Here is an 11792-nt window from a genome sequence, read left to right on the forward strand (position 1 = left end):
AGTTGAAATATAAAAGAAGCCTAATCCAAACGGACTAGGCTTTCCAGTAAATCAGGGGGAAGGTTACCAAGCCAAAACAGATTTATTTCTTTTTTGATTTTGTAAATCTTTTTAAAAGGATCGATACAGTAAAACTTATTATTGCTCCTATAGTAGCTAAAATAATTGTTTTTACAATATCTTCAGAAACAATATTAGGTACAACACTCAACAAAGTCCCAGAAGCGGTACCAATATGCAAGGTGTTATTTGATTCCATCTCTTGGTAAATTTTCATTGTCCTTTCTGATTCGATTTAGGATATCTTCTTCTGATTTCGCTTCATCGTCAACTGTCATTTGACTTACTGCAGAAAGCACGCCTCCGGCAACTGCTAAATATCCTGCAACACTCACAACAACTGTTGGTAAAACCACTGGTGCCGCAATCACACTTCCGCTTAGGGCTAGTAACGCCAAACCAATACTTCTAAGTATCCTGAAAAACTTGGGAGTAGGGGATTTTGTTCTTTCAACTACATTCATAACGCAAATATTTTAGATTGGATTTTTATTTTAACTTCTTCATTATCATCTAAGGCGACATAAATAAGAGTTTTCATCTTTTCCATGGCCAGTCGTGATAAACAGCCTTTTCCTGGTCCGCTATGGCTCGTTACAGGAGCGATGCAGCCCAATAATTCTTTTTTAGCGTCATTGGCGGGGTGGATTAAAATAAAATCTCTTCCCGGTACATTTCTCAAATGCATGTGCCATCTGAATTTTGGGCTAAACCGCTTCTGCAAAACGTATTCTCCTTCAGGAATACAAGAAACTCCCCTTTGATTTTGCAACCATGGCAGCTCGATGGTATAACAAACTAAAATGCCGTTCCATTCCAAAACTCCTTGCGTTCCCTCAGGAAGATATGTTCTGTTCAATATCAAAACCATTTTAAAGACCGCTTACCTGAACCAGCGCTAACGGGTTGTAAGAACCATTTTTCAATGGATACATCTGTCCATTCACCTCTTGGTAAAACTCTAGACCCACAACTAAAAACAAGGGTTTAGTGCTGCCAGCAGTGACTACGTTGTCGTGACTGATAGCCGGAGTTGGCGTCATATCCCACGCTAGAATGACTGTTTCTGAATTAGTTGTAACATAGGTTTCTGTTTCAAAATCAATAGATGTTCCCGCAGTAATGATTTTAAAATGAGTCGTTCCCCCAGGCGCGGCAATCATGTTAGCAGGAATAAAAGAGTCCAATTCAACACTGATGGTTCCGGATGCTCTGTCAATAGATCCAAAATACGGCGCGAACAAACTCGTTCCCAATTTTCCTCGGATGTTGAAATCAAATCCAAGTAACAATTCCGCTTCTCCATCAATCACATTTCGCAATCCTCTTTCATTGACCAAATCGGCCTGAATCACTTTTACCATTCTTTGGGTTAGTCTGCTGACCATTCTACTGTCGGCAGAATTCAACAACATTGTTCTCAAAGCAGTTCTAAGAGTTTTTCCAGCCTTTCCAGCTCTTCCAAATTCGGCTCCATTCTCACGCGTTCTTTGGAAAGCGGGATCGTTCGCAATTCGATTGGCATCTATGCCGCCTTTCTCACGAGCCAAATGCCCATCTTGGGTCTTGTAAAAAGTAATGTCTCCGATAGTACCTTTCAATTTAATTATGCCTGTCTGTCTTGCCATAATTCCTAAAATTTAAGTTTGTTAATAATTTTAAAACATGTCAATCGTTTTTCTGTTGCAACAATTTTGATTGATTTTAAAATAAATATATACTTAAAGTAATTATGTAATACAAATATTTTATTATGCTGTAATATAAATACATAGATGTCATTAAATAACGTAAATGTCATTTAAAAAGTAAGGAAAATATTTACTAATTTTATAATCTGGAAAAAATAGTGGAGAAGCACTTAGCCAATACCAGAAGTCTAATCAACGCTATAGATAAAGTATGAGAACAGAAAATAGAAGATTGTGTATCTACCCAAAGGACATACAGCGTATTACAGGAAAGAGTTATCGCCAAAGCATTAGATTGATGCAAAACATCAGAAAAGAGCTAAATAAGCTCCAAAATGAGTTTGTAAGCATAGAAGAGTTCTGTCAATACACAAGTTTAAAACAGGACCAGGTAGAATTATTGATTATTGGTTAGGTGCTGGCCACTGTTGTAGTATGTAATATTCTAAATCGAATTAATCAGTTCGTATTTTGTACTGTAGGAGTGGAGTAATATTTTTTATCTACGATATTGATTTTTAGAATATACTATTTTTTTGAGTTCTGCTTCATTTAGACTGTGAATATCCCTAAATTCAATATCATCATATTCAATTGCTTGGTCTTTTATAAATCGCCAGTATTCATTATAATCACCTTCTTTGAGAATTAGTATGACAACTTGATAGTTTTCTGCAAATTCGTGTTTTATACTATCAACATAAAACCAATTTAAAGAAGTAAAAGCACTAACAAAGGGTAAGCTGATGTTTTCACCAATTCTTGGTAAGTGCGTTAATTTATCCATTGTAAAATCAAAAGAATGATCTGAATATCTAATATGGAAATGATATAAAACTTTTTTAAAACCTAAATTTAATTTTCTATCATAGGTAAATATTCTTTCGTGCATCTGAAGTAATAGTTTTCTGAGAGTATGAGATTTTAATCCAGTTCCTTCTTCCACATCTTTAATTTTAGGAAAAGGTATGTCTAAATCGTCATCTAAATAATCTTTAGCAAGTATGAAATCAATTATCGGTTGGTATTCTATTTTATCTTTAAATAATATTTTTAATTGCGCTCTGATGTATATGAAATCAATTACAATTTGTTTGATTGAGGGTGTATCGTTCATAATTTCTGTTTTTATTATAAAATTAATAAAAGACAGTAAAAATAAAAAGAATGAATTGTGGGGATAATGAAGTGGGTATATTGCAAATGAAAAATACTAATTGATATTAAACCATTAGGGTTTTATACCGATGACACATAGAGTTTCTACATTTGCCTATTTCAAAATCAATATATTATTTAGAATTAAAATAAATTAATTTCAATCAATATAACTTTATATATATATGATATTCAATTTATTAACTTTATTTATTGTTAATTTAATTTAAATAAAATGAAAAAATCTTTGTTATTTGTTTTTATTATAGCTTATTCCGCTGCTAATGCTCAATATTCAAGATATTATTATGTTGACCACAACGTCAATGCGAATATTAAAGGAAATGTCAATGTTAGCGGAAATGTAAACGTGGATCAAACTATTTCAACAATTGATTATGGAAAATTAGCACTTGCAAATGCAGAAAGGGAAAAAACAAGATTAGAAAATCAAAAATATTCAGATCAACAAGAAATGAGAATTTCGTTAGAAATAGCAGCAAATCCAGCAAAAGCATATGATTACGGTAAAAAAGAAACTATTGAGAAAAAAGGGAAAGTTGCAAAATTAAAGGGGTTTAAAAGTTTCAAATATACAGTTACAATGCTTCACAAATCAATGTTTGTATTCACAGGTAATGGAAGATTTGAAAATGTTAGCGCTGACGGTATTACAACGGCAATAATATTTTTTTTACCAACCCATAACAAAGAAAAAGTTGATAATGATGTTGAGAAAAAAGCAAAAATGGAAGATGTAAAAGTTGGAGAATTGAATGAAAAAATGGGACTTGACGGTGGTTCAATTTTTGTTCATAAAAAAGACACAAATCGAGCAACAGTATTTGGAGAACAGGGATTTAATTCAACATTAATTTGGGAAGATGATTATCAGTATACAATTTCCGACAATTATATTTCAATCAACAAAAATGAAGGAAACGGAGTTTTTTTTAGTGTAAAAGTGAGATATTATGGTGACAAAGATGAAGTTACATTTGAACAAATAGAGGGAAGAAGATACTATTTGAAAAGGTTAGTTGAGAAATTAATTTCTACAGCTAGAGTTTGGGATATGAAATACTAATCGAATGAAGTAAAGAAATCCATTAGATATTCGAGCGATATTTAATTAAACTATGATGTATTTTTACTAAATAGTTTCTTTAGAGTATAGAATTGAGTTTACTAGCTTTAAATATTTCAAAAACTTAGTCTTTTAGTGAATACATTCTTATATTATATTCAAGGTTGTGGGGATTATGTGGGGATATTACGGAAATAAAAAACCCTAACGCCTTTGTTTACAAGGGTTAGGGTGATTTTCCAGCGGAGAAAGAGGGATTCGAACCCCCGGACCTGTTACAGTCAACAGTTTTCAAGACTGCCGCATTCGACCGCTCTGCCATTTCTCCAGTGAGCGACAACCATTACCTGATTGCGAGTGCAAATATAAGCACCTTTTTCGGTTTACAAAAACAATTTTGATAAAAATTTGAGTACTTTTTTAAACTAATTTTTAATTGTTTCATTTTCATTGTTTTACTTTTACTAATTTTATAAAAAGTAAAACAGTAAAATCTTTTAATAGCTTACATATTCAGTAATTTCTAAGCCATAACCTATTATACCAACTCTTTTTCCTTGCGTAGTATTTGATACAAGACGAATTTTAGAGATATCGATATCATGTAATATTTGTGCACCTATACCATAATCCTTACTATCAATTATAATTTTAGGTGCTTTAATCTGACCTTCACTTTGCAACTGTTTCAACTCTGTTAAGCGACTTAGTAAATTAACCGACTGCATATCCTGATTAACAAAAATAACGGCTCCTTTACCGTTCTCATTTATAATCTTGAACATATCGTCTAACTGTTGATCAGCATTATTTGTCAAAGTTCCTAGCAAATCATTGTTCACCTGCGATGAATTAATTCGTGTTAAAATAGCTTCTCCACTATTCCATGTACCCTTAGTAAGTGCTATATGTATCTGCTTATTTGTAGTCTGTTCGTAAGCTCTAAGACGGAACGTACCGAAACGTGTTTCGATATCAAAATCATCCTTTTTTATAATTAAACTATCATGCTGCATTCTATAGGCTACAAGGGCTTCAATTGATACTAATTTTAAATTGAACTTTTTAGCAACTTCGACCAATTCTGGTAAGCGAGCCATCGAGCCATCTTCGTTCATGATCTCAACAATTACACCTGCCGACTTAAATCCAGCTAATCTAGCAAAGTCAATAGCAGCCTCTGTATGACCAGTTCTTCTTAATACGCCACCTTGTTTAGCAATTAATGGAAAAATATGTCCGGGACGAGCTAAATCATGCGGCTTAGTTGAACTGTCTACAAGTGATAGGACAGTTGCAGCACGATCTGCTGCAGATATACCAGTTGTAACTCCTTTACCTTTTAAATCAACCGAAACTGTAAAAGCAGTCTCCATTGGATCAGTATTATTAGTTACCATGACGTGTAGTCCTAACTCTTTGCATCGTGATTCTGTCAAAGGTGCGCAAATTAACCCACGACCATGAGTAGCCATGAAATTAATCATTTCAGGAGTCACTTTCTCCGCAGCTGCGAGAAAATCCCCTTCATTCTCACGGTCTTCATCGTCAACAACAATAATAACTTTTCCTTGACGGATATCTTCTATAGCTTCTTCAATAGTATTAAGTACAATTTTATCTTTTGACATTTTAATATTTATTTTTTTGACGGAAATATTTTTTTTATTATTTTTTGGATTGGAGCCAAAACAACATCCATATTAATTAACCCAATATCATTTGTGGCTCTATGGGTTAATAATAAGGCTAATGGTGTCAAAATTATCGACGACAACCACGATCCTAAAAAAGGCGATAATCCATCCTCTTGCGAAATTCTTTTACCAAAAGTGTTTATGAAGTGAAAAGCAATGAAAATTAAAACCGCAAATATAATTGGAAGTCCTAATCCACCTTTTCTAATGATTGCTCCTAAAGGTGCTCCTATAAAAAACATCATTATACAGGCATATGCAACTACAAACTTCTCGTAGAATGCTAAGACATGATTATTAATGTTCTTTTGCTTATTGATTAAATTAATTTTACTGGCTTCGATAGCGTAACTTACGCTTAATACGTTACTATTAGCAATTGTCAGAATTAAAAGTTGCTCTTCTTTACTATACAAGGATAAAATATTCTCAGGCAACTTACCTTCTTTCACTTTTCTTTTGGTTGTATCAACACTTGAAATACCCGTTCTTAGATTATTGTTCTCTGAGTATGATATTATCTCTGTTTTCAAATTTTTACGCAAAGAGTCTAAAGTATAACTCAGTTCATTAACGGTAAGCATAGTATTAGTGTTACCACTTCTATTTTCATCAACATCTACTTGATTAAGTTGTGACAAATCTATATTTAAAGTATATTTTTTGAAAGAACTTCTGGCAAAGGGTAATTTTGATCGTTCTTCATATTTCTGTGGAACAATATCTTCATAATAGTTACCTTCATTGAGTACTAATTGTAATGTGTTTGATTCTTCATTACTAATCAACTCTCCATCTTTTGCTTTAATAACAGTCTTACTACCATCACCAATATTTGATTTTTTATGAATGGTTACACCTGTCAGAATACTACCCTTCTTACCTGACTTTTTATTAACTTTAATATTGTAAACACCAACATCACTAAACTGCCCCTCTGATATTGCTAATGCTGGTTGAACTTGTGCTATGTTTTTTCGAAAATTTATAAACTTAAACTCGGCATAAGGAATGACATTGTTTGCAAAGAAGAAGGCAACCACACTTAATAACAAAATAAAGACCGTCAAACTTCTCATCGCTCTTTGCAGCGAGATCCCAGAGGATTTAATAGCCGCAAATTCATAATTCTCAGCTAAATTTCCAAAAGTCATAATAGATGCCAATAAAACTGATAATGGAAGAACCAATGGTATAATCCTAGGCATAGAAAACATAAGAAACTTTAATATCATAAAGATATCTAGATCTTTCCCAGCTAACTCAGAAATGAATAACCATATAGTTTGAAGGATGAATATAAAAAACAAGATTACAAATACCGTAGTAAATGTAATCAGAAATGTTTTTAGTAAGTATTTGTCAAGAATTTTCACCTATGGATTTAATCTAATTTATTGATGTAGTAATTTGAATATTTACTTTCTACAAAAGTAAATTGATTTTTTGACAAAGGCTGATTGGTTTTGAAAGAATTAACGGTTAAGGTAGTTTTCGTGCCTTTTTTACCAATTTCTATCAAGTTATAAATATGCTTAGTTTGTACGTCTATCCCAAGTAAAATTTCTTTCCTTTGATCTTTTGCGTTTGTAGGTATCAACTTAATATACTGAATTTTGCGACCTCTTACATCCTGAACAATATTCATATAGTATTTATAACCACTGTTAAAGAATGTCAGCATTTTGGAGGGAGTAATAGCATTGTCATCACTTTCGTTTACGCTTGACACAGTAACTTCTTCATCTTCAGGAACAATAGTGTACGATTTTTTTCCGTCAAATATTTTTGTTACACCCATGAAGTTCAAAACATATTGGTTACCTTTTAAGATAACATTACCTTTACTGTCTTGATTGATATTCTCTTTAGAATTATTAAGAGTGTATTTAAAATCAATAGCGATGTTATTATAACTTTTAACTTTAGTCGTTACCTGATCTAAAAGCGCTTTTGCTTTTTGATCTTGCGCTTGCATAGACAAACTAAAAATAAAGATTAAAGTAAATTGAATGAATTTTTTCATGGTTTTAATTATTTTGTTCATTAGAGAAAAATTGATCAAGAGCGCTCAAGTCAAGTATATTTACACTACGTGCTTTGCTTCCTTCAAAAGGACCTACAACTCCCGCAGCTTCAAGTTGATCAATTAAACGACCTGCTCTATTATAACCCAATTTAAGCTTCCTTTGTAATAAAGACGCTGACCCTTGCTGTGCATTAACAATTATTTCAGCAGCTTCTCTAAATAAAGTATCTCTGTCTGAAATATCTATATCAAGATTGATGCCACTATCTTCACCCACAAATTCGGGTAGCAAATACGCAGTAGCATAGGCTTTTTGTGATCCGATAAAATCAGTAATTCTTTCCACTTCAGGAGTGTCAATGAAAGCGCATTGTACCCTAACCACATCATTACCATTAGTATATAATAAATCTCCCCTACCTATCAACTGATCAGCTCCTTGTGTATCCAGAATAGTTCTAGAATCTATCTTTGAAGTAACCCTAAATGCAATTCTAGCAGGGAAATTTGCCTTAATTAATCCAGTAATAACATTAACGGATGGCCTTTGAGTAGCGATAATTAAATGAATACCAATTGCTCTAGCTAATTGTGCTAATCGAGCAATAGGAACTTCAACTTCCTTACCTGCTGTCATAATCAAATCAGCAAACTCATCTACTACTAATATTATATAAGGTAAAAAACGATGTCCATTTTCCGGATTTAATTTTCTCGATTTAAACTTATCATTGTACTCTTTAATATTACGTACCATGGCGTCTTTAAGTAACGAATAACGATTATCCATTTCGACACATAACGAATTAAGTGTATTAACAACCTTTGCGTTGTCAGTTATAATAGCGTCTTCGACATCTGGTAATTTAGCAAGATAATGTCTTTCAATTTTATTAAAGAGCGTTAACTCTACCTTTTTAGGATCAACTAACACAAATTTAACCTCGGCAGGATGCTTCTTGTAGAGTAATGAGGTAAGTACAGCGTTAAGACCTACTGATTTACCTTGTCCTGTAGCACCAGCCATGAGTAGATGAGGCATTTTAGCCAAATCTACAACGAACGTTTCGTTAGAAATTGTTTTACCTAAAGCAATTGGCAGCTCCATTTCAGCTTCTTGAAATTTAGCTGATCCAATAACACTTTTCATCGAAACCATTGTTGGATTCTTATTTGGAACTTCGATACCTATTGTTCCCTTACCTGGAATGGGAGCAATAATACGAATACCTAAAGCGGAAAGAGAAAGCGCAATATCATCTTCTAAACTTTTAATTTTTGAAATACGAATACCTGCTTCGGGAACAATTTCATACAAAGTGACAGAGGGCCCAACTGTCGCTTTAATTTGCGCAATTTCAATTTTATAATTACGTAGCGTATCTACAATACGGTTCTTGTTCTCTTCTAATTCTTCTTGATTGATTGTTATCCCCCCTGTAGAATATTCTTTTAAAAGATCGATCGTAGGGTATTTATAATTTGATAAATCAAGGGTCGGGTCAAATAATCCAAAGTCAGACACTAATTTAGAAGCCAAGTTTTCTTCGATAAAAACCTCTTCCGGTGCTGTTTCAATAACGAAAGATTCAGCTATTGGATCTTCTTTTTCCAAAGCAGGTACTGTATTCAGTTTAATAACAGGATCCAAATTAATCTCAGAAGAATGACTGATAGTGGGTTTTAGAGCTTCCTTATTAATTTCAAATTTTGAACTATTATCTTGCAAATGAAAATCGTCTATTTCATTTACAATACCTTCTTTAACAGCAAATTCTTCCAAGTTGTATCCTTTACCATTAGTATTGGAAACGCTATTTACAGCTAAATCAGATTTTAATTCATTCTTAGATTTTTCAAAGAAAGCTTGAATTTTATCCGGAGACAATTTCATTTTATAAATAAGATATACTATCAACCCAAAAATAAGAACTAATAGCGTCCCTGTTTTACCAATGTAATCTTGCAAAAATAAATTTAATTCGTAACCAACTACACCTCCTAGTTCAGGCAAAGAGGTGGCAAAAAAACCAAATAACACCGATATTACCACTAGAGCAAATAAATCCCAAAACCAAATTCCTTTTAATTTTTTAGTAGCAATCCCAACAATAAGATAAATTCCGCTTAAAAAAAATAGACGTACAAATAAAAAAGAAGCAAGACCAAAGCCTTGGTAAACTATCAAATTAGCTAGGTAAGCCCCTACTTTCCCTAACCAATTACGAACATTTTCAGAACGATTAGTTAATTCGGTAACAGCGTTTTGGTCCTCTTGACCATAAATGTAAAATGAAATAAAAGCAAGTAATAGAGCAACAGCCAGCAAAACTAACAAAACACCTATAATGAATTTTTGTTGCTTTGTAATTTCCCACAGTTTAAGATCCTTTGATACAGTACTTTTATTCTTACCAACAGATTCTTTCTTCAATGATTTTGCCATTATATTTTTAGGATATCTTAAATGCCTGAAATGTATGGCAGATATATTATTAAACCAATTATGATAGCAGTAACAGCAGCAAAAAACACAGCACCTGCCGCAATATCTTTTATAAAACCAATTCTTTCATGGTATTCAGGATGAATAAAATCAGCTATTTTTTCGACAGCAGTATTTAAGCCTTCAATACTCATCACTAAACCAATAGCTAGCGTTTGAAACAACCACTCAGAAGCAGTAATACCAAAATAGAAACCTGCGATCGAAAGTAATATACCTACCGAAAACTGTACCATTACACTATGCTCAGTGCTAATCAACTTGAGCGCTCCATTGAAAGCATAAGAAACACTTTTTAACCTTCCCTTGAAAAACGAATTGTCTTTTTGAAATTCCATTTAAGAAAGATTAAAGTGCAGCTAGAGCAGCAGCATAATTAGGCTCATCTGCAATTTCTCCGACTTGCTCTGTATATAAAATAGTACCATCTGTATCTGTGACTATAAGTACTCTAGAATGCAAACCAGCCAAAGGACCATCGATAATTTCTAAACCATTACTTTTACCAAATCTACCATCTTGAAAATCCGATAAATTAATTACGTTTTCCAACCCTTCAGCTCCGCAAAATCGTTTTTGAGCAAAAGGCAAATCTCTAGAAACACATACAACAGTAGTATTATCTAAATTAGCGGCTGCTTCATTAAATTTTCTAACAGATGCAGCGCATGTACCAGTATCTATACTTGGAAAAATATTAAAAACTAACCTCTTCCCTTTAAAAGTATCTAAAGTAGCAATTGAAAGATCAGTTTGCACTAAATTAAAATTAGCTAATGTCGTTCCTACTGCAGGTAATACCCCAGTTGTATTTATTGGATTTCCTCCTAATGTAATTGCTGCCATAGTATATTTTTTAATGAGGTTCAAAAGTATGAAATTTATTTAAGATTTAGGATTTAAGCAACAATAAAATAGAACTTAAATAGTCTTAGAAAAGATGATTAAATTTGAATAAAAAGTATTCTTTTCACTAAAGAGCTAAAACTATTTTGAACAAAATATAGAACAGATATAGTAAAAATCAATGACCAATGACTTAAATTAAAATAATTAAAGTGCCATTAATCTAAATTTTAGTTAGTAGTATTGACTATAGCAAACAACCAAAAGTCATCTAGATATACAATAATTAACGATAAAAAATACTTATAACCTACATATTAAGAATGCATTGCCTGCTGAAATTATCTTGTAAATATAAATTACGTAAATAGAGAAAGAAAGTGAAGTTTTTCATTTTTTAGTAACTACCATAACTATTGTATACAAGAAATAAATATTTGATTCAAAGATAATTTCCAAAAAACTAGTCCAATAATCTGCTAGTCGCTAAGAGGACAGGGCGTTTTTATACAACAAAAAACCCCAACTTTTACAAGTTGGGGTTTCTAAAAGAAAGGCGACGAACCGAGCCGCCGTGGCGGGGAACACGGAGTTCCTATAAAAAAAGAAAGCCTGTCTTAAAAAGACAGGCTTTACTAAAGAAAGGCGACGACATACTCTCCCACATAACTGCAGTACCATCTGCGCAGGCGGGCTTAACTACTCTGTTCGGGATGGG

12 protein-coding genes, 1 tRNA gene and 1 rRNA gene are annotated in these 11792 nt (G+C 32.8%); 1 reads left to right on the plus strand and 13 read right to left on the minus strand.

Going from position 1 to position 11792, the window contains the following annotated elements:
* Nucleotides 1-82 precede the first annotated feature (82 nt).
* From H8R22_RS14605 to H8R22_RS14625, 5 genes are all read right to left on the minus strand, one after another.
* A complete protein-coding gene (locus H8R22_RS14605) occupies nt 83-259 on the minus strand; it encodes a hypothetical protein (RefSeq protein WP_187011134.1) in 177 nt (58 codons plus the stop codon).
* Nucleotides 246-524, minus strand: a complete 279-nt coding sequence (locus tag H8R22_RS14610; protein WP_187011135.1) for a hypothetical protein — start codon at nt 522-524, stop codon at nt 246-248. The genes H8R22_RS14605 and H8R22_RS14610 overlap by 14 nt, the downstream gene beginning before the upstream one ends.
* Entirely contained in the window at nt 521-931 is a 411-nt protein-coding gene (locus tag H8R22_RS14615; RefSeq protein ID WP_187011136.1) for a DUF5675 family protein, read from the minus strand. The genes H8R22_RS14610 and H8R22_RS14615 overlap by 4 nt, the downstream gene beginning before the upstream one ends.
* Before the next feature lies 1 nt (nt 932).
* Nucleotides 933-1688 (minus strand): hypothetical protein, encoded by a 756-nt coding sequence (locus tag H8R22_RS14620; RefSeq protein WP_187011137.1) that lies wholly within the window; start codon nt 1686-1688, stop codon nt 933-935.
* Nucleotides 1689-2250: 562 nt separating this feature from the next.
* The gene (locus tag H8R22_RS14625; RefSeq protein ID WP_187011138.1) at nt 2251-2868 is read right to left on the minus strand and encodes a hypothetical protein; all 618 of its coding nucleotides are present in this window, start codon (nt 2866-2868) and stop codon (nt 2251-2253) included.
* A 276-nt stretch (nt 2869-3144) separates the two neighbouring features.
* Here H8R22_RS14625 and H8R22_RS14630 point away from each other — a divergent pair, with 276 nt between their 5' ends.
* On the plus strand, nt 3145-3996 hold the full coding sequence (locus tag H8R22_RS14630) for a hypothetical protein (protein WP_187011139.1): 852 nt from the start codon (nt 3145-3147) through the stop codon (nt 3994-3996).
* A gap of 243 nt (nt 3997-4239) precedes the next feature.
* Here the strand turns inward: H8R22_RS14630 and H8R22_RS14635 are convergent.
* From H8R22_RS14635 to rrf, 8 genes are all read right to left on the minus strand, one after another.
* Nucleotides 4240-4324 (minus strand) — tRNA-Ser (locus H8R22_RS14635).
* Nucleotides 4325-4493: 169 nt separating this feature from the next.
* Entirely contained in the window at nt 4494-5627 is a 1134-nt protein-coding gene (gene ribB / locus H8R22_RS14640; protein WP_187011140.1) for a 3,4-dihydroxy-2-butanone-4-phosphate synthase, read from the minus strand.
* Nucleotides 5628-5635: 8 nt separating this feature from the next.
* Complete coding sequence (locus H8R22_RS14645; protein ID WP_187011141.1) at nt 5636-7069, minus strand: LptF/LptG family permease; 1434 nt, start codon at nt 7067-7069, stop codon at nt 5636-5638.
* An 8-nt stretch (nt 7070-7077) separates the two neighbouring features.
* Nucleotides 7078-7719 carry a LolA family protein gene (locus H8R22_RS14650; protein WP_187011142.1) on the minus strand — a complete coding sequence of 214 codons (642 nt, stop codon included), beginning with the start codon at nt 7717-7719 and terminating at the stop codon, nt 7078-7080.
* A 4-nt stretch (nt 7720-7723) separates the two neighbouring features.
* The gene (locus H8R22_RS14655; protein ID WP_187011143.1) at nt 7724-10168 is read right to left on the minus strand and encodes a DNA translocase FtsK; all 2445 of its coding nucleotides are present in this window, start codon (nt 10166-10168) and stop codon (nt 7724-7726) included.
* Between the two features lie 17 nt (nt 10169-10185).
* Complete coding sequence (locus tag H8R22_RS14660; RefSeq protein WP_187011144.1) at nt 10186-10566, minus strand: diacylglycerol kinase; 381 nt, start codon at nt 10564-10566, stop codon at nt 10186-10188.
* Nucleotides 10567-10576: 10 nt separating this feature from the next.
* Nucleotides 10577-11074: a thiol peroxidase gene (gene tpx, locus H8R22_RS14665; RefSeq protein ID WP_187011145.1), complete on the minus strand. Its 498-nt coding sequence runs from the start codon at nt 11072-11074 to the stop codon at nt 10577-10579.
* Nucleotides 11075-11714: 640 nt separating this feature from the next.
* Nucleotides 11715-11792: ribosomal RNA gene (gene rrf, locus H8R22_RS15745) — 5S ribosomal RNA — on the minus strand; the annotation flags it as partial.

The sequence above is a fragment of the Flavobacterium kayseriense genome, from assembly GCF_014305095.1.
In the GTDB taxonomy this organism is placed as follows: Bacteria; Bacteroidota; Bacteroidia; order Flavobacteriales; family Flavobacteriaceae; genus Flavobacterium; species Flavobacterium kayseriense.

Bases quoted from the DNA above. Each gene is read 5' to 3' on its own strand.
- H8R22_RS14650 (WP_187011142.1), bottom strand. From the start codon at position 7,719: ATGAAAAAATTCATTCAATTTACTTTAATCTTTATTTTTAGTTTGTCT.
- H8R22_RS14655 (WP_187011143.1), bottom strand. From the start codon at position 10,168: ATGGCAAAATCATTGAAGAAAGAATCTGTTGGTAAGAATAAAAGTACT.
- H8R22_RS14660 (WP_187011144.1), bottom strand. From the start codon at position 10,566: ATGGAATTTCAAAAAGACAATTCGTTTTTCAAGGGAAGGTTAAAAAGT.
- tpx (WP_187011145.1), bottom strand. From the start codon at position 11,074: ATGGCAGCAATTACATTAGGAGGAAATCCAATAAATACAACTGGGGTA.
- H8R22_RS14620 (WP_187011137.1), bottom strand. From the start codon at position 1,688: ATGGCAAGACAGACAGGCATAATTAAATTGAAAGGTACTATCGGAGAC.
- H8R22_RS14625 (WP_187011138.1), bottom strand. From the start codon at position 2,868: ATGAACGATACACCCTCAATCAAACAAATTGTAATTGATTTCATATAC.
- H8R22_RS14615 (WP_187011136.1), bottom strand. From the start codon at position 931: ATGGTTTTGATATTGAACAGAACATATCTTCCTGAGGGAACGCAAGGA.
- H8R22_RS14605 (WP_187011134.1), bottom strand. From the start codon at position 259: ATGGAATCAAATAACACCTTGCATATTGGTACCGCTTCTGGGACTTTG.
- ribB (WP_187011140.1), bottom strand. From the start codon at position 5,627: ATGTCAAAAGATAAAATTGTACTTAATACTATTGAAGAAGCTATAGAA.
- H8R22_RS14630 (WP_187011139.1), top strand. From the start codon at position 3,145: ATGAAAAAATCTTTGTTATTTGTTTTTATTATAGCTTATTCCGCTGCT.
- H8R22_RS14610 (WP_187011135.1), bottom strand. From the start codon at position 524: ATGAATGTAGTTGAAAGAACAAAATCCCCTACTCCCAAGTTTTTCAGG.